The organism is Macrococcus brunensis, assembly GCF_022343725.1.
Lineage (GTDB): Bacteria > Bacillota > Bacilli > Staphylococcales > Staphylococcaceae > Macrococcus > Macrococcus brunensis.
In genome coordinates this window covers 256,054-274,074 of record NZ_CP092179.1, presented here as the reverse complement: position 1 = coordinate 274,074, position 18,021 = coordinate 256,054, and the positions used below count along the sequence as shown (strand labels likewise).

The following is an 18,021-nucleotide window of genomic DNA, read 5'->3' as shown; positions in this document are numbered from 1 at the left end:
TCAATCAGTATCCGTTATCTCCTTTCACCATATGGAGACTCTCTTTGAAACGAATTTAAGGATTTACTCTCCTCATTACTGTGCTTTTAAAATGATGAATTTGATTAATGTAAGTTTATATACATTCCGTATAAGTGTCAACAATTTTTTTGAAAATTTATAATATTCTGTTTGAAAGTGATAATATATTCCCTAAAATTATTCATTTATGATAATCATTTGGAAAAAACATCATTTTTTATCTGTATAAAATAAGAATAGCATCTCAACGAATAAGAGTTATTTCCAGACAAATACGAATAAACAGCCGCCTCGTCGTCCTCATATGTCACAATAAGTGAAAAAGCATCGTGAGGGGTCTTTATGTCCAAAGAAGTACTGAAACTTGAGAACGTCAATAAATATATAGGTCAGTCACATATCATCAAAGATCTGAGCTTTTCTGTCAATGCCGGCGAGGTTTTCGGATTTTTAGGACCGAACGGGGCAGGCAAGACATCTACAATCCGTATGATTGTCGGACTGAACACCATGTCGAGCGGCGACATTTATATCAACGGTTTTCATATCAGAAGAGATTTCAAGAAGGCCATACGAGGGGTCGGTGCGATTGTCGAGAATCCTGAACTCTATCCTTTTATGACGGGCTATGATAATCTGAAACATTTCGCTAAGATGAATGATGGTGTAACGAAGGAGAGAATTCTGGAAGTCGCTGATCTTGTCGGTCTGACAGATGCTATTCATATGAAAGTGAAGCAGTACTCACTCGGTATGCGTCAGCGGCTTGGCATTGCGGTCTCTATTTTACATCATCCTTCTGTCTTAATTCTTGATGAGCCGACTAATGGACTTGATCCTGCAGGTATCAAGGAAATCCGCCATTATATCAGGATGCTGGCTGAGAAAGAGAATGTTGCGATTATCATCTCCTCCCACCTTCTCAGTGAGATTGAGCTTATGTGTGATCGCATCGGTGTCATCAAAAATGGTGAACTCATCACCACGCAGAACCTAAGAGAAAGAAACCAGAATGTCATCCATACATATGTCATGAAAGTAGCGACGCCTGAAGCAGCCTTGAAAATCCTGAAGACGCTTCCTACAGTAAATGCTGTCAGTATCAAGGATGCACAGCTTTATCTGCAGACAGAAGAGGCTGCTCTGCCTGAAATCATCAGCGCACTCGTCTCGCATCACATCGCGCTCTATACAGTCATTCCTCACGTATCAACACTGGAAGAACGATTCTTCGAAATGATAGGAGACGATACCTATGAATAAGATGTGGGATTTAGTCACAAATGAACTTAAAAAAATATTCGCCAGTAGAACAATCTGGCTGATTTTCCTCGTTATGCTGGCCGCTGTTATCGGTGTCGCTATGCTGACAGCCTCAAGCGACGTGATTGATACCGAAACGACTTATAAGAGCGACTGGCAGCAGCAACTGCAGCAGCAGAATAAAGAACTGGCAAGCAATAAGAAACTGAATCCAGCGCATGTCAAACAGACAATAGAGAAGAACAATTACTACCTTGAGCATAATATTAAGCCTCATCACTATCAGGCCGGTGACTTCGTTATCGATAATGTCTTTCTGACCGCCTTAGTCAGTCTCTTCACTATTGTTATCGCAGGCGGCATCGTTGCCAACGAATTCACTTACGGGACCATCAAGCAGCTGCTGATACGTCCAGTGACTAGAACAACGATTCTCGCTTCTAAATATATCGCGGTCATTCTTTTCTCAGTACTGACGATGACCGTGCTCTTCATTCTGACTTATGTAGTAGGTGCCCTGTTCTTCGGCGTCTCAGGCTTAAATCCGGAGCTAGTGTTTGAAAGACCGGATCATTTTGTCCACCGGCATTTCCTGCAGGAAGGACTGCTGGTCTATGGTCTGAAACTGGTACATATCCTGACGCTTGGTACATTCGGCTTTATGATTTCAAGTCTGCTCAGAAGCAGTTCACTCGCCATCGGACTGAGTATGTTTATCATGTTTCTTGGTTCAACTGCCTCTGTCTTTATCGCTCAGTACGACTGGTCGAAGTACTTACTGTTCACGAACTCTGACCTGTCACGTTACTACCATTTTATCGGTCCTTATCGCGATGATATGACAATTCAGTTCTCAGCTGGAGTCACACTGATCTATCTGCTTGTTTTTCTTATAGTCGCCTGGTACTCATTCGTCAAACGTGATATCAACTGATAGAAGCCCTGCTTTTCATAATGAAAAGCAGGGCTTCTATCAGTTCGGGAACTTATTGATTTTACGTGCCGAGATATAACAGGTCTCGCCATTGGAAAAGTGAACCATACGATTCTTCTTATCAACCGAAGTCACATGGTCGACATTGATAATATAAGACTGATGACAACGGAAGAAACGCGTATCAAGATCATCATAATCCTTCATATTGCCGTAGAACTCAAGCCTGCGGTTCATCAGATGCAGAATAATACGGTGCGGATTCGGCGATGATTCAAAATAGACGATATCTTCATAACTGATAAATAGCTTCTGACTGCCTGACTTTATTTCAAGCTTATCTATCTTATTGCGTTCGACTATGTCACTCAGCCGCTGCTGGCAGATTAAGAGACATTCGCGGATACTGCGGTCAATATTCTCACGGTCATCTTTCAGGATGAAATCAAGTGCTGATACTTTATACTTAAAAGTCAGATACGTCATTTCACTGTGACTGGTGACAAAGATGATATGGCCGAGCGCATCTATTTCGCGTATCTTCTGCGCCAGCTGGATACCGTTGATATCAGCAGATAAATCAATATCAAGAAAATAAATACCGATGTCACTATGCTGTTCAACCGCGGCAAGCAGTTCATATGGGTCTGTCGTTGCACAGGTCAGCGTCATATCCAGCTGCTCAATCATAATATAGTTGGAAATGACTTGTGTCATATGATTCAGCTGCTCGACTGAATCCTCACAGACATAAATATTCATCTTTCTCACCTCTCTTCAACAAACAGCACCTCTATTTTCTGGATAAACAGATTCGACTGTATCGAAGTATCCAGGAATAAGTTCGTATATTTCGCTGAAATAGCAGCTAAATTCGCTAAACCGATGCCACCCTGTCCGTTCTTAGTGGTGAAGTTCTCTTCGTAAAGCGTCGCAATCGGAGGCATATCGGGTTTACAGTGATTCGAAATAACGAAAAGCAGACTCTCTTCCGTCTTCATCAGCGCAGCCTGTATCTCACTCTTTTCAATCTCCAGAGACGCTTCAATCGCATTGTCCCAGACAATACCAATCATGCGGGTATAATCGATAATATCCATCTGTATATCTTCACTGTTGATCTCATCAGAAACATCGACCTTAAGTGAAATATTCTGCTCTTGTGTCTCAATCATCTTGGACGTCAGTATGCCTTTCAGCGGCGCAGCATTGATACGGTTCATTCCATAGAGCTGATACTGCTGGTTATCAATATTCTCTTTCAGGGGGACAATATAGTCACTGAAATAAACTTTCAGTCCCTCCATATCATCATTATAGATGTAACCAGACATCGTTGACAGTATATTGACATAATCATGCTTGAACTTGCGCATGACATTATTATTCTTCTCAAGTTCTTTTGTATATTTATAGTAATCTTCATTCTCCTTACTCTTGATACTGAGGAGCAGTTTCTGATAGTAAGCTCTCGCTACAAGAACAATCAGACCGAAACTGATAATGAAATAAATGATATAGAAAGAGGCATAGATAACATATTCGCGTTCCGTCAGTGTCCGGTCCGGAATAATGAGATAGATAAGCAAGATAGAAATAGCCAGATATCCGACAAGCAGCAGGACAAGAAGTCTGTTATGGCTATAGAGCACCTGAAAATCCTTGACCTTATTGAAAATTGTTCTGATCAGCCAAGGCAGGACAACCATCAGCGAGAGAAACATGACAAAATAAAGCACATAACGGTCATTATAAAAGAAGTTCTCACCGAAAATAGAAATCGTAATCAATGCGGCTAGATGATCACTGATAACAGAGATAAAAATTGTTATGAGCACAATAAGACCATTAACCAGAAAAGAACGTCGCCGATAGAAAAAAGTATAAAAGACAATAAAATAAAGAATGGCAAGTGTTCTGAAGACAAAAAATAAAATAACAGCAGGAACAATAAACAGCAGAACGGTATACAAAATACCCTTTCTGCTGTATTTAAAGTTCCCGAGTAAAGTCACTGCGATGCTGAAACAGATGCACTGAAAGATAATAAAGATGACTGACTCAGAAGTATTAAAATCGTACATTAGTGGTTCAGACGTTTTTCTTCATACAGTCTAGCATCCAGTTCGTCTTCGTTGAAATAGAAATAGCAGCTTCTCATCACGCTTTTGTCACCAATGAACACGATAAAATCAATGATATGCTGAATAAAGTTTAACATGTCAGTTCCTCCTCATATAAGTAATAACTAATGTTAATGCCTGGACAATGATACCGTAATACATCATCAGTCTGTAACCGTTAGGGATAATCAGACTGACCAGCAGGAGAATCCCTACTGTCACGCGGACTTTCAGTTTCAACGGTTCAAGCATATAAGCATGAATCGGTTGCGCTCGTGTCGGCTGCGGTCCGAGCCAGCAGATGGCTGCTGCTGCCAGCAGACCGGGAATTAACAGTCGCAGATCAAGCTTATAGACCAGCAGGAATGGCACTCCGACAAACGTCAGCCAACTCTGCACGAAACACAGCCAGAAGTTCTTCAGATGTGCGCCGAAACTGAAATAACGAATCATGAAATAACAACCATGTGCAACCAGGACATGAAAGAAGATGCCAAGCAGATAGCTGCTTAAGTAAATCGTCGCTGAGATCAGTAAGTTCTTCATGATGACACGAAGCCCACGCCTGAACTTCAGTTGTTCAAGTTCAGTCAAATGTTGTTCAAGCATCCTCTCTCATCTCCTTAGTTCTATTCTAAAAGGTTCTGACATAAAAGAGAACACCTTTTCAGATTTGTATCTTTTTTCTTCTTAAACGTAACATAAAAACAGTTAAAATAAACAGTTACGAAGTGAAACGCATGAAATAAAGCAAAATCCTCTTTTTCTCTCTGAGCCCTTATATAATAAAGTCATAAGTTACAGAACGAAGGAGGGAAAAGGATATGGTAACTGATATCATCAACGGCATTGTTACATTCATCACTTTCATCATCGACACTGTAAGCAAATTCCAATAATCACTCTCATCAAATAACAGAAAGGAGGATATTAACATGGCTGGAAATATCGTAGATACTATCGTACAATTCATCACATTAATCGTGGACACAATCACTAAATTCACTGCATAATCATTATAACATTTAGCCCCTTATAATACCCTTCGGCAGATTCTGTCGGAGGGTATTTGCTGTTGATGAAGACAATGCCGAACGAAAAATAGCAGCGAAAATTTGACCCTAATCTTCCACATAATTGACATCAAAAATATAGACACCATCTTCAATCGTAATATCAATATTAAATCTGGGCTTGATATTGATATTTTTCACATTACCATCTTCTACGTTGAAATCTATAATGCAGTGTATCTCATCCAAGTGTTTAGAAAGAATAACCGCTCTGTTTTTATCATGGACGAGATGAGTGGATTTATGGTATTTAATCTGAATGCCATGTATATATGTTTCTTTCATTTTTCATCGCTCCTTTATTGAGATAATATATTCTTAACAACTTACTCCAAGTATATTTCAAGAAAAAATCCCGTCAGTAGTATCATTATTACAAGGATAAATATTTTCCAGTCTCTTGAATCAGGTTCTTTATACAATACAGACCCCTCAACTTTTCCAGAATTTGTCTATGTACGCCGTGACTTTCTATTCAAATGTAATACCAAACCATTGTGCAAGCATGTCATGCCATTTATGATAATATTCAAAAACTTTCCAATACTTTCTAGCTTCATCGTCAGCTGATCAACCCATAGAAAACTTCGGCAGTAATCGTATAAGATAGATGCGTAGTTACCTTAAGAAAAATTATGAAAATAAAGGAGCTATTATGATGCAGACTCTTATTTTTATCATCTGTTTGATATGCTTAATCGGAATTTCTGCCGATAAAATGAAAAAGTAAGCTATTCAGCTGTCTTTAGATAACAGCAGCAATAATACTCGCCAGCAACAGTAATCCTACCAGACCTATAGCAGTCAGTACCAGGCAGCCCAGTCTGTTCTCATTATGCTCTGCATCAGACAACTTATCACAATTCAGATGACTCATCTCAGACCCTCCCAACTGATAATTTCAGTATCAATTAACTGTATAGCTTTAATTTAACACCCTGTTTCAAGAAGAACAATAGCGGGCTATAAGTAACAAAGCTTATGCAGGATATCTCTTCACATGAGTTTGCGTCTAGCCTATTTTAATTTGTTCTTCTATGGTCACATTCCCTCCAGCACTCAATAAATCCGGATATTCGATTCTCTCAATATAACATCCTTTCTTTATAACAAAATAGATATTACAAAACGTATTTATTATTATTTAAGAAATATTAATGAAATACTTGAAATATTTTTGCAATGTTATATGCTATAAATTGTAAGATATACCATTTATCGAGGAGGATTTATATGTCTAAATATCTCAAACTGTTAAGCGCCTCTGGATTAGCGACAGCACTTTTATTCACCTCAGTTGGAACCTCTGACGTTGCACAGGCACAGACCACAACTAAAGTCCCAACGAATACAACAGCTTGTCAACTTGATAAAACCAAGCCTTATTATTACTACAACGGTTATTTCTTCTACAGCGGTAAGACTGTTTTGAACCAGCAGTTCAAAGATGCGGTGAATCATGATAATGTGATGATTGATGGTTATATGGTTAATAAAAAACGTCTGACTCAAGCGCATAGTGCAGCTGGCTTCTATAGCCACGATAATCTGATCGATAAGTTCGATAAAAACACAATCGTCGCAATTACTTTAACGCCAAAAACGAAATCCATCAGCAAACAGACATTTGAGAAGGCATATCAATCTTTCAAACTCGTCAGACAGACAACATCAAATAACAAAACATCTGTGACGAATCGCTATAAAACAAAAGCCGGCACCTACTTCACAGCCTATTTTGAAAAAGGTTATTTAGTTTCTATCACTATTCAATAGATATCAAAAAAGGCGATGAGCATACTCATCGCCTTTTTTCAATTTTTAGATTTAACAAACTCAGACCATCTGCGTGTGTGAGAGCTATACTTCTTCGTAGTAATCAAAATATTTATTCGATAGATACTGCTGGACCATCATGACGATTGCGCCTGCTGCCCAGTATAGGGGCATTGCTGCAGGTAATGTCAGACTCGGCATCAGTATCATCAATGGACTGATCAGTGTCATGATTTTCATCTGTGGCTGCATTTCTTCAGGCATATACTGGTTAGATAACTTCATCTGAAGATAGTACATACCGGCAGCGATCAATGCCATCAAAATATTCGGTGTCCCTAAGCTGAACCACATGAAAGTCTGGCTGGCGAGCTCATCGTTGTGTGAAATCGCAAAATATAATGCCGTCAGTATCGGCATCTGAATCAGGATAGGCAGACAGCCTTTGTTGACCGGACTGATGCCATGCTCAGAATAAAGTTTCATCAGTTCCTGCGTCATTTGCTGACGCTCTTCTGGCGTCTCCGCTTCTCGCATTCTCTTATTAAGTGCATCTATTTCGGGCTTCAGCTTCTTCGTTTTATACTGAACTTTTCTCTGACTCTTAAATGAATAGAACATCAGCGGCATCATCAGTACTCTGACGCATAAAGTCACCATAATCAGCCCGATGCCATAACTATTGCCGAAGAATTCTGCGAAGTATTTAATCAGGAAGATAAACGGTTCAACAAAGGTCTGATGGAAGAATCCTTCATTTTGAACACCACATCCACTGAGTATTAAAGCAATAAACAACATAACCAAACTTAATAATTTTTTCAAATTTTCTCCTCCAATATATTAATAGTTGATTAATATATTGGCAATACATCCTCTTCGTCTGATAACTTAGCTAAACATCGAATACGCCACCTTAAAATAGGTGGCCGCCAGCTGGTCAGACATTGATGAATGACTTGAATTGCTGATTCAATCTGAAACTTACTGATCAGATTGATGGTTACTTTCACATGAAACAATGTAAAAAGGATAGCTAGTAGGAACGGTGAAAATACGATTAAATAATAGGCCAGATAATGCATCATAATACCTTCAGCAATCATATCCATCATCCAATCAATCATACTATGCCCTCCTCTCTCATTTAGAATAAGACTATCATATCACAGAATGATAATCTCCTTATAATGTATAAGTGATACTAAACTTTAGATTGTACAATACATCTTATAAAATTATAATTAAGATGTAATAAGACACAATCAGTTAAAATGACTAAATCTACTTATGATGAGGAGAGAAGTGTTGATGAAAAACTTGTTCAAAAGTCTTGCGGTTGTATTGGTAATCATCTTCTTAAGTGCATGCGGGAATACTGACAGTAAAAGCAGTGACGATCACAAAAATGAAAGCAGCACTGAAACGACAAGTACAACAACTGAAGAAGTGACGAACGAGGAAAAAGCGGCTGAACTGACTAAGAAAGTCTTCGTTCAGGATGACGGAATGGGTACCACAAGTGAGCTCACTTACTGGGCAGAAGGCGATAAAGTAGTAAAGCAAGAGACACATAATATCATGGACCTTAAAAAGCTGGGCTCCACTAAAGAAGAAGCTAAACAAGCCATGGAGGCTGCGAATCAGAAGTACAAAAAGAAACTAGATGGCTACAAATATGATGTGAAATATACAGCCAAGCAGGTCGATGAAATCATCAGTGTAGATTATAACAAAGTAGGTATCAATAAGATTAAAGACATCATGAATTCTGATGGTAATACTGATAGAGGTATCAGCATGAATAAATCAGAAGAGATGTTAAAAGAAGCGGGCTACAAACTGAAGAATTAATTATTATTGAAAAGGGAACAGCGATGGAGCTGTTCCCTTTTTTGTTAGTTGAAACTGATTATTTTATATGTATTAATCCATAAATATTGTACAATGTAAATATCAAGAAAATAACAAATAAAATAATAACAGGGAGTTATTTATGAAGAAATTAATTGCGACCACTCTCATTACCAGTCTACTTGTCACGCCATTCATTTCAAATCAAGCCTATGCCAACAATAAAGTTGAACCTATTAACGAAAGTGCTAAACCCTTTCAGCTTCCTTATTTAACTTCACCGACAGTAGCAAAAGCAATGAAAAACAGCACTTACCGAATGAAGGCGCCTAATGGTAAAAGTGTTGGACTTGCGGACAGCTTCGATTATGCAGAAAGAGTCTGGAGTAACCCGCTTACAAGTACACTGACAACTGATTATCCTTATAACGTGAAGCTGACATCGACATATGGCGTAGACAAAGGACATACACTTGATCTATCAGGTAAGAACTATACTTTACTCTTTGACCGTGATATCTCCCGCATTCTCGTTGATAAAATGACTTTCCGTTATGATGGCAAGTACTCGCCTTCTATCATTGAAAAATCTTTCGGTAAGCATGTATCGACAAAACAATTAAAAGATGGCCGAATCTATCGTGAATACAATAATTCAATAAAATATCCTGCGCTTCATGCCTTTTATAAAAAATACAAAGGGACATGGAGATTAGAAACTTTTGAATATACGACGCCAAATATACCAGCCGAAGAATAATTATGATTGAATAAAAGCTAACAGCCATTGATGGGTGTTAGCTTTTATTGTGAGATTAAGCTATTGTTTCCTTCTTTTTCTCATTGCCATTAGAATACCAAGAAACGTTCCAAAAATGATAAAAATCATGGCTAAAGACATTATTAAACCTACTTTCTAAACTGACATGTCACACTGAAGTTATTTCCAAAATCATTTACCTAACCATTCTCTTGTTCCTTGATTCGTTCCAAATCCTCATCCGAAATCTTAAATGTAACCTCTCCTGTTTCAGTATCCAGAATAGCTTTAACTTCTATACCTTCATTAACAAATAGACCTTTCTTTGTTTCTATTTTTAATGGTATCGCTCCGTAAGTCATTGTCTTCATTTCTTTTTTTGCCATAATAATCTTCCTTCCTAATTAAATAGCTTTTATCTATTCCACTCTTTGTTTGTGTCCACGCTTATAAAAAACAATATTACAGATCATCCAGATTAATTGAATGATGAACGGAATCATAAAAAAGCTGATAAGGACTATCAAACTCACCATTCTAGTTTCAAAAGTCTGAGTAGCGCCTGAACCATCTACAGTTCTGACCCAGACAAATACAGCTGGAACCAGAAAAAGTATCCAGATCACTGCACTGTATATGCTCCAGAGAATCCATGAAGTTGATTTATTCATAACAATCCCCTATATCATTAATTTACAAAAATAGTAATAATTCAATTATATACTAAATTCAAAATTATTCCATAAGGGCAGTAAATATGATAAGTATGACTAGAAAACTACAGAGTATCTTCATTAGCTTTAACTACTAAGACTTCTCCTACCAATGGCTCAATATCACCATTATTAAATATAAACGAATGTCCGTCTTCTACACAGATGACATCCCTATAAATCGAGCGATTGATTTCAGCAATATTATTGCTATCAAAATGACAAATGATGCCGTAGTCAATGAAAGACAAACAGATTTCATCTTCATAAAAACCAGCTGCACTCCCAAATGCTATGGCTCCTGCACTCTGTCCATATATAACTTTCTCTTTTTCAAATACTCTTAAATTATTAGCAATATCAGCCTGCAATATTGCCTGTGTCAGTTTCGCCACAGATCCTCCAGAGAAATAGATAGCCTCAAAACCTTTTAGGTATTCTGAATTTAAATTATTTAAATCTGTGCATAAAATAGTTTCTTCGATACCCACTTCTTGGAACATAGCACTTACATAACTATAACTATCTTCATAGCTACGATAGTTAGGATCTCCTGCAAGTGGTATATAGAGTACTCTTCCGTGTTCAATATGCTCTGCAAACCATCTATTCGTTTCAACTAAACCCTGAGAACTGCCACCACCTGAGATAAGGAACATGCTAAATTCTCCTTGGAATAATAATCTTTATTTTCTTCTGTTTGGTCTGTCAACATAATATTGGACAGTTTTTATAGAATATTTCTTTATATTCCCTTGGTGTTAGATAATTTAATGCGCCGTGCGGCCTGACATTGTTATACCAGTTCACATAATCAAAAAGTTCAATATTCAAATGATTAGTAGATTGAAAGTTATATTGATTGATAAATTCAGTCTTCATCGCTTTAAACGTAGTTTCAGCTACTGCATTATCGTATGGGCATCCTTTCATACTTAGTGATCTCTGGATACCAAAGGTATCAAGCACTTCATCAATAAGATGATTATCAAACTCTTTGCCTCTGTCTGTATGGAACATCTGTACCTCTCTTAAATCATGTCTGATAGTACTAAGAGCTGCTGAAACAAGACGACTATCTTTATTGGGTCCTGCACTGTAGCCAACAATTTCGCGGTTAAAGAGATCAATAAATAAGCATATGTAATGCCATTTTCCTGCCACCTTTACATATGTCAGATCACTCACAAGCACTTCCATCGGTCTTTCTCTATAGAATAATCTGCCCAGACCATTAGTAATATTGCGTTCATTCGACCGATCCGGAAAGGCTCTGTAACGCAGGGAAGTATATGTGGAGATAAGATTTTTAGATTTCATAATACGACCAATCCGTCTCCTGGAGACTTTCAGACCTTGTTTATCTAATGCTATCTTGATTCTTCTCGTGCCAAAACAACGCCTGTTTGTATTGAAGATATGAATGATCTTCTCAGTGACGTCTTCATCAGGCGGTTCTTTTTCTCTGTCACTCAGCTTGTTGACTTCATAATAGTAGGTACTTCTAGGAATCCGCAGGACTTTACACATTGCTGATACTGAATATTTCTCGGCATTCTCACGAATGACGGCTATCTTCGTCCCATGATCAGCGCTGCTTGCTTTAAAATGTCATTCTCCATCTTCAGCCGCTGGTTCTCTTTACGTAATTTCTTGAGTTCCTTCTCTTCATCACTCATATTGTCGTTGTGCAGAAATGACCCTGTGGACTGATGCTGTTTGATCCATTTCCCTAATGCCGAAGGCGTCAGGTCATACTCACGTACAATTTCATTTCTAGGTTTACCATTCTCATAAAGTTTGACCATCTGTAATTTGAATTCTGGACTGAAACTTCTTCTTTCACGTGACATAAATAAATCGCCTACTTTCTTAGATTAACAATATCTATTCACATAGAAATTGTCCAACTAAGTGTAGACGATTCAGTTTTTATCATAAAATTGAAAAGATCTTAATTGCCTGATTCAATCATTCTATTCTTATGTTTCTCCATTCTCACAATACCTTCATCATCTGGAGAGTCTATTCCATTCTTAAAACTATATCCATATTTCTGATAGAAAGGTACTGCAGTAATTGAAGCAGGTATTTCAATCCTCTCAGCTCGCTTGTAGAACTCATCATTTTCCAATGTCTTAATGATCAGAGCGCCAACTCCTTTGCCTTGATATTCCGGCAGGACAAAAATAGTAAAGAAACTACTTTCGACTGTGCTATCCCAGTATGGACCAATTGCACCAGTTGCAATGATTTTATCACTGTCTTTAAACACATAAAAATTCGTCCATGATGCTCTTTCTATTATTGTATCTGTAGTAAATTTTTTCGCATCTTCCATCAAATCTTCTTCTGAATAATCTGCAATATTAGTTTCAAACATTGATCTATGAATGAGACTCACTATTTCGTCGGCATCTTCTTTTTCGAATATCTGTATTTGTATGGGCATTAGTTCTCCTCCTTGTTTTTATCTATTCTCAAAGTAGTTAATGCCAATGGCGCCTCTTACTTCATCTAATGTCTGCGCAGCAATAGCACGTGCATTTTGACTTCCTTGTCTCAACACACCATAGACATAATCCTGGTTCTTTTCATACTCTATTCTTTTCTTCCTAATAGGCTCTAGTTCTGCTTGAAGAATATCATTTAAATATCTTTTGACTTTAACATCTCCGAGCCCGCCTCTTTGATAATGTTCTTTCATACCGATTAACTTTTCTTTATCAGTACAAAAAGCATCTAAGTAAGTAAATACTGTATTGTTTTCAACATTTCCTGGGTCTTCTACGCGAATATGATTTGGGTCTGTATACATCGACATAATTTTCTTCTGCACAATATCTGCACTATCAGATAAATAGATGGCATTATTAAGTGATTTACTCATCTTCGCTTTTCCATCTATACCCGGAAGTCGTCTCGATTCTTTATTAGGTAACAATGCTTTTGCTTCAACTAGAACTTCTTTTTTATAAATAGAATTAAAGCTTCTAACAATTTCATTTGTCTGCTCTATCATAGGCAACTGATCATCACCCACTGGAATAACGGTCGCTTTGAAAGCAGTGATATCAGCTGCTTGACTCACTGGATAAATCAAGAACCCTGCTGGAATACTTTGATTAAAGTTCTTTTCTTTGATTTCTGTTTTAACTGTTGGATTTCTTTGCAATCTGCTTACAGTGACTATATTTAAGTAATGCATTGTAAGTTCATTCAGTTCAGGAATTTGAGACTGTATAAAGATATTCGACTGAGATGGATCAATGCCTACAGAAAGATAGTCCAGTGCTACTTCAATAAGACTATTCTTAATTTTTTCAGGATTTCTCGCATTATCCGTTAAAGCTTGTTGATCCGCAATCATGATATAGCTGTTATACTCACTTTGTAACTGAACGCGGTTCTTCAATGAACCAATGTAATGTCCAATATGTAATTTGCCCGTAGGACGATCTCCAGTCAATAGATTCTCAGTTTTAATTTTAATTCCCCTTTTCTCTATAAAATAAAAAACGGTAAGTTATACAATCAAGTTAGCCACCTAAGGTGGAAGATACATTAATTATTTATAAAAAATACGCCATGACGAATTCATGTTAATATTGTAGTTCTCACACCGACAATAAAGGAATGAATTCGTATGACGCATATCAATGGTAACACGAAAACAGTTAAGGGCAAACACCTTTCTAGAGAGAACGAATCATCATACAGACGTTGATCAGTGAAGGATATTCAAACAGACAAATAGCCGCAAAGCTTGGTAGAGCGCCACAGACCATCAATAACGAAGTAAAGCGTGGTACGTATATGCAAAAGAGCCAGCAGGTACAGAATAATAAGACTTACACCTACTACAAGTGCGTCTATTCACCTGATCTTGCTCAGGATAGATACTTCGAAAATCGTATCAAGTCGGGACGTCACCCTCTCTCTATTACAGATAATCCCTTTGTTGAATGGGCCGATAATCTGATGATACATCAGGAGATGTCTCCGGCTTCCGTTATTATGCTGGCTAAAAAGGCCAAACTTTTTCCGGAAAGATTCATACCCTGTGTAAAGACACTCTATAACTGGATTGACAGAAAACTGATAAAGACACGTAACATCAATCTCTTGATGAAATTGAAGCTTAAGACTAAGAAGCCGACAGGCTTTGCTCGCATCAATAAAAAAGTACTGGGTCAATCTATCGAGCTGCGACCTCATGCAGTGGATACACGCACGACCTTCGGACATTGGGAGATAGATACTGTAGTCGGTCAGAAGTCTGCGGAAGATCAGGTTCTCCTCACCATGGTTGAGAGAAAAAGCCGGTATGAACTTATCTTAAAGATTGACGGTAAACAAAGTTGCCACGTAGTCAATGCACTACGCAGTCTGATAGAGGGAACAGGGGATGCTTTCCCTAAGATATTCAAGTCCATTACATCAGATAATGAACCTGAATTCAGCCATCTTTCTGAATGCCTCAGGGACTTATCAGAGGTTTACTTCACTCACCCCTACGCCTCCTGGGAAATAGGTACGAAAGAAAATCAGCACAGATTTATTCGCCGGCACATTCCTAAAGGTATGCCCATTTCAACTGTAACAGATTCTACTGTCCATAAAATCCAGGAATGGATGAACAGATATCCACGTAAGATACTGGATGGACAGTCAGCGATGGAAGTGTTTTTGAAGGAACTAATCAAAGAGAACATACTGGGTGAATCCCTAGGATTCTATATGAACTAGATTTGTCAGGGTGGCTAACTTGTAATTGCAATTTAGAAAAGTTTTCAAAAAAATAACTAATCTAGCAAATCATAAGTTCTTTTGGGGTTATTTTTACTTGATCCATGCGTAGATATAATATTTAATTCTTTTAGACTTTTTCTCGCTGTTGGAACAGATCTTTGAATAATAATCGCGACTCGAGAGGCTATTAATTCACCTTGATTATACAAATGTCTCACAATTAACTCTTGCTGCTTATTCCAACTTTTGAATAGTTCAGGCGTTATTATCTTACTTACTCGACCTGTTTCCTTTTCTTTTCTGGCAGTTTAACAGAAGCGGCAAGTTCGCCTGGACTCGTAATCTCTAGTCTGTCATCAAACATTTTAATTCTGATATGATCCCCTTGGTTATCTTATCTACGATAGACGGTTGCATTAATCATTCCCTCGCACCAAACAAACTCAGGATACTCAGGAAGCGTGACAAATCGTCATTTTTCCTAAGAACGTGTAAGCACGTAACTGTGTTTTAATAAATGTTCTAGCTTCTCTAATAGCTTCAGGCAACGCATGGTCAAAAGTTACATCTTTCATAACATTCAAACTTGAACTTGAGTGGCTAACTTGTAGTTGCAATTTAGAATATTTAATCTCATTACAATTTTAAAAAATACTATTATTTTTTAAACATTTCAGTTGTTATATTTTCTTTCTCTAAAAACTTTTCTATCTTTTTTTGTTCTTTTGCATTAACATTTTTTGGAGGTATTATTTTATTGATTTCTCTATTTTTGATTTGACCACCAGATGTGTTATCTAGCAAATCATCTACAGACTGACTAACAGTAAGTACATAAGAATTACTACTTGAAATATATGAAGATATTCTGAGAGCATCACCTTTATATTGATTAGGTAAGGTATTCATAGTAACAAAATCATTAAAGTTTTTGTCACTTTCATTTGAATTTTTAATAATATTTTTAATCTTTTTTTGATCTTCATCACTTATTTTTTCTGCCGAAAGCTTTTCAATCACTTTTTCTTGACTTAACATCTTTTTTTGTAAATCTAAATATTCTTTGATAGGTAAGTTATACAATCAAGTTAGCCATCTATGGTGGAAGAGACATTAATTATTTATAAAAAAAATACGCCATGACGAATTCATGTTAATATTGTAGTTCTCACACCGACAATAAAGGAATGAATTCGTATGACGCATATCAATGGTAACACGAAAACCGTTAAGGGCAAACACCTTTCTAGAGACGAACGAATCATCATACAGACGTTGATCAATGAAGGATATTCAAACAGACAAATAGCCGGCAAGCTTGGCAGAGCGCCGCAGACCATCAATAACGAAGTGAAGCGTGGCACCTACACTCAAAAGAGCCAGCAGGTACAGAATAATAAGACCTATACCTACTACAAGTGCGTCTATTCACCTGATCTTGCTCAGGATAGATACTTTGAAAATCGTATCAAGTCGGGACGTCGTCCTCTCCCTATTACAGATAATCCCTTTGTTGAATGGGCCGATAATCTGATGATACATCAGGAGATGTCTCCGGCTTCCGTTATTATGCTGGCTAAAAAGGCTAAACTTTTTCCGGAAAGATTCATACCCTGCATCAAGACACTCTATAACTGGATTGACAGAAAACTGATAAAGACACGTAATATCAATCTCCTGATGAAATTGAAGCTTAAGACTAAGAAGCCGACAGGCTTTACTCGTATCAATAAAAAAGTACTGGGTCAATCTATCGAGCTGCGACCTCATGCAGTGGATACACGCACGACCTTCGGACATTGGGAGATAGATACTGTAGTCGGTCAGAAGTCTGCGGAAGATCAGGTACTCCTCACCATGGTTGAGAGAAAAAGCCGATATGAACTTATCTTAAAGATTGATGGTAAACAAAGTTATCATGTAGTCAATGCACTACGCCGTCTGATAAAGGAAACTGGGGATGCTTTCCCTAAGATATTTAAATCCATTACATCAGATAATGGACCTGAATTCAGCGGTCTTTCTGAATGCCTCGGGGGATTATCAGAAGTTTACTTCACTCATCCCTACGCCTCTTGGGAAAGAGGTACGAAAGAAAATCAGCACAGATTTATTCGCCGGCATATTCCTAAGAGCATCCCCATTTCAACCGTAACAGATTCTACTGTCCACAAAATCCAGGAATGGATGAACAGATATCCACGTATGATACTAGATGGACAGTCAGCGATGGAAGTGTTTTTGAAGGAACTAATCAAAGAGAACATACTAAGTGAATCCCTAGGATTCTATATGAACTAAATTTGTCAGGGTGGCTAACTTGTAATTGCAATTTAGAATATTCTTTGATATTATCTTTGACTTCTTTTTTACTTAGTGTTTCGTTAAATTTATTATTTTTATATACAACATTATAATCAATAAGCTTATGTGGCACTTGCTCAGTTTTAGTATTATTTGTCTCTGTATTACCGTCACCACAAGCGGAAAGTAAAATCGCAAAAAAGCTTAAGCATAAAAACAGTTTTTTCATTATATAACTCCCTTCTTGATACAGTGTTTACTTCATTCTAAATTATGCCAAACTCTTATTTTCAATTTATAACCTGCAAGCTCTTTGATGATATAAGCCATCGTGTAATATTCATTTTCTCCTTCCTCATCAAAAAAGCTAGTGGCTACTACTGCATAAAATGTAGGTTTTGATTTAGATATAGGATTAAAAGTATAACTATTTGACCCTTGAGTGTCA

General features: G+C 37.5%; 22 protein-coding genes, 2 pseudogenes and 1 other annotated feature (1 of these 25 only partly in view). Of the genes and pseudogenes, 7 read left to right on the top strand and 17 right to left on the bottom strand.

Translation table 11 applies throughout. From position 1 onward, the window contains the following. Window positions 1-88, bottom strand: a binding site (T-box leader) (it extends 156 nt beyond the left edge of the window). 275 nt (window positions 89-363) lie between these two features. Next, complete coding sequence (locus MGG13_RS01465) at window positions 364-1,284, top strand: ABC transporter ATP-binding protein (protein ID WP_239035108.1); 921 nt, start codon at window positions 364-366, stop codon at window positions 1,282-1,284. Then, window positions 1,277-2,218 carry an ABC transporter permease gene (locus MGG13_RS01460; RefSeq protein WP_239035107.1) on the top strand — a complete coding sequence of 314 codons (942 nt, stop codon included), beginning with the start codon at window positions 1,277-1,279 and terminating at the stop codon, window positions 2,216-2,218. The genes MGG13_RS01465 and MGG13_RS01460 overlap by 8 nt, the downstream gene beginning before the upstream one ends. A gap of 39 nt (window positions 2,219-2,257) precedes the next feature. Here MGG13_RS01460 and MGG13_RS01455 read toward each other — a convergent pair whose 3' ends face one another. From MGG13_RS01455 to MGG13_RS11305, 6 genes are all read right to left on the bottom strand, one after another. Then, the gene (locus MGG13_RS01455; protein WP_239035106.1) at window positions 2,258-2,980 is read right to left on the bottom strand and encodes a LytR/AlgR family response regulator transcription factor; all 723 of its coding nucleotides are present in this window, start codon (window positions 2,978-2,980) and stop codon (window positions 2,258-2,260) included. A 5-nt stretch (window positions 2,981-2,985) separates the two neighbouring features. Then, window positions 2,986-4,302, bottom strand: a complete 1,317-nt coding sequence (locus MGG13_RS01450; RefSeq protein ID WP_133432487.1) for a sensor histidine kinase — start codon at window positions 4,300-4,302, stop codon at window positions 2,986-2,988. Beyond that, window positions 4,302-4,439: a hypothetical protein gene (locus MGG13_RS01445; protein WP_165983138.1), complete on the bottom strand. Its 138-nt coding sequence runs from the start codon at window positions 4,437-4,439 to the stop codon at window positions 4,302-4,304. The genes MGG13_RS01450 and MGG13_RS01445 overlap by 1 nt, the downstream gene beginning before the upstream one ends. 1 nt (window position 4,440) lies before the next feature. Next, the gene (locus tag MGG13_RS01440) at window positions 4,441-4,950 is read right to left on the bottom strand and encodes an accessory gene regulator B family protein (protein ID WP_239035105.1); all 510 of its coding nucleotides are present in this window, start codon (window positions 4,948-4,950) and stop codon (window positions 4,441-4,443) included. 512 nt (window positions 4,951-5,462) lie between these two features. After that, window positions 5,463-5,699 (bottom strand): hypothetical protein, encoded by a 237-nt coding sequence (locus tag MGG13_RS01435; RefSeq protein WP_239035104.1) that lies wholly within the window; start codon window positions 5,697-5,699, stop codon window positions 5,463-5,465. 460 nt (window positions 5,700-6,159) lie between these two features. Continuing rightward, the gene (locus MGG13_RS11305; RefSeq protein WP_275416136.1) at window positions 6,160-6,291 is read right to left on the bottom strand and encodes a hypothetical protein; all 132 of its coding nucleotides are present in this window, start codon (window positions 6,289-6,291) and stop codon (window positions 6,160-6,162) included. A 356-nt stretch (window positions 6,292-6,647) separates the two neighbouring features. On the opposite strand from MGG13_RS11305, the gene isaB reads away from it, so the two are divergent. Continuing rightward, entirely contained in the window at window positions 6,648-7,190 is a 543-nt protein-coding gene (gene isaB, locus MGG13_RS01430; protein ID WP_239035103.1) for an immunodominant staphylococcal antigen IsaB family protein, read from the top strand. Window positions 7,191-7,274: 84 nt separating this feature from the next. On the opposite strand, the gene yidC is transcribed toward isaB, so the two are convergent. After that, on the bottom strand, window positions 7,275-8,015 hold the full coding sequence (gene yidC, locus MGG13_RS01425) for a membrane protein insertase YidC (RefSeq protein ID WP_239035102.1): 741 nt from the start codon (window positions 8,013-8,015) through the stop codon (window positions 7,275-7,277). Window positions 8,016-8,044: 29 nt separating this feature from the next. Continuing rightward, window positions 8,045-8,317: a hypothetical protein gene (locus MGG13_RS01420; protein WP_239035101.1), complete on the bottom strand. Its 273-nt coding sequence runs from the start codon at window positions 8,315-8,317 to the stop codon at window positions 8,045-8,047. Window positions 8,318-8,501: 184 nt separating this feature from the next. Here MGG13_RS01420 and MGG13_RS01415 point away from each other — a divergent pair, with 184 nt between their 5' ends. Next, a complete protein-coding gene (locus MGG13_RS01415; protein ID WP_239035100.1) occupies window positions 8,502-9,044 on the top strand; it encodes a DUF1307 domain-containing protein in 543 nt (180 codons plus the stop codon). A 142-nt stretch (window positions 9,045-9,186) separates the two neighbouring features. After that, window positions 9,187-9,804 carry a hypothetical protein gene (locus MGG13_RS01410; RefSeq protein ID WP_239035099.1) on the top strand — a complete coding sequence of 206 codons (618 nt, stop codon included), beginning with the start codon at window positions 9,187-9,189 and terminating at the stop codon, window positions 9,802-9,804. Between the two features lie 200 nt (window positions 9,805-10,004). Here the strand turns inward: MGG13_RS01410 and MGG13_RS01405 are convergent, their stop codons facing one another. The 6 genes from MGG13_RS01405 to trpS all read right to left on the bottom strand — a co-directional run bounded on the left by MGG13_RS01405 (window position 10,005) and on the right by trpS (window position 14,004). Next, complete coding sequence (locus tag MGG13_RS01405; RefSeq protein ID WP_239035098.1) at window positions 10,005-10,190, bottom strand: hypothetical protein; 186 nt, start codon at window positions 10,188-10,190, stop codon at window positions 10,005-10,007. Between the two features lie 33 nt (window positions 10,191-10,223). Then, a complete protein-coding gene (locus MGG13_RS01400; RefSeq protein ID WP_239035097.1) occupies window positions 10,224-10,475 on the bottom strand; it encodes a DUF3923 family protein in 252 nt (83 codons plus the stop codon). A 107-nt stretch (window positions 10,476-10,582) separates the two neighbouring features. Then, on the bottom strand, window positions 10,583-11,176 hold the full coding sequence (locus MGG13_RS01395; RefSeq protein WP_239035096.1) for a Type 1 glutamine amidotransferase-like domain-containing protein: 594 nt from the start codon (window positions 11,174-11,176) through the stop codon (window positions 10,583-10,585). Window positions 11,177-11,225: 49 nt separating this feature from the next. Then, window positions 11,226-12,370 (bottom strand): IS3 family transposase gene (locus MGG13_RS01390; protein WP_239035095.1). Its coding sequence is split into 2 segments (ribosomal slippage): window positions 11,226-12,124 and window positions 12,124-12,370, totalling 1,146 coding nucleotides; the frame shifts between segments, so codons are not numbered across the junction. Window positions 12,371-12,471: 101 nt separating this feature from the next. After that, window positions 12,472-12,969 (bottom strand): GNAT family N-acetyltransferase, encoded by a 498-nt coding sequence (locus tag MGG13_RS01385; protein ID WP_239035094.1) that lies wholly within the window; start codon window positions 12,967-12,969, stop codon window positions 12,472-12,474. Between the two features lie 18 nt (window positions 12,970-12,987). Continuing rightward, complete coding sequence (gene trpS, locus MGG13_RS01380) at window positions 12,988-14,004, bottom strand: tryptophan--tRNA ligase (RefSeq protein WP_239035649.1); 1,017 nt, start codon at window positions 14,002-14,004, stop codon at window positions 12,988-12,990. 159 nt (window positions 14,005-14,163) lie between these two features. Between trpS and MGG13_RS01375 the strand changes: the two are divergent. Continuing rightward, window positions 14,164-15,266: pseudogene (locus MGG13_RS01375) on the top strand (IS30 family transposase). 56 nt (window positions 15,267-15,322) lie between these two features. Here the strand turns inward: MGG13_RS01375 and MGG13_RS01370 are convergent. Further along, window positions 15,323-15,901: pseudogene (locus tag MGG13_RS01370) on the bottom strand (ATP-binding protein); the annotation flags it as partial. Between the two features lie 25 nt (window positions 15,902-15,926). After that, entirely contained in the window at window positions 15,927-16,352 is a 426-nt protein-coding gene (locus MGG13_RS01365; protein WP_239035092.1) for an NDxxF motif lipoprotein, read from the bottom strand. A 114-nt stretch (window positions 16,353-16,466) separates the two neighbouring features. Between MGG13_RS01365 and MGG13_RS01360 the strand changes: the two genes are divergently transcribed. After that, a complete protein-coding gene (locus tag MGG13_RS01360; protein WP_239034581.1) occupies window positions 16,467-17,570 on the top strand; it encodes an IS30 family transposase in 1,104 nt (367 codons plus the stop codon). Here MGG13_RS01360 and MGG13_RS01355 read toward each other — a convergent pair. Then, entirely contained in the window at window positions 17,524-17,802 is a 279-nt protein-coding gene (locus tag MGG13_RS01355; RefSeq protein WP_239035091.1) for a hypothetical protein, read from the bottom strand. The genes MGG13_RS01360 and MGG13_RS01355 overlap by 47 nt on opposite strands. Window positions 17,803-18,021: the final 219 nt, after the last annotated feature.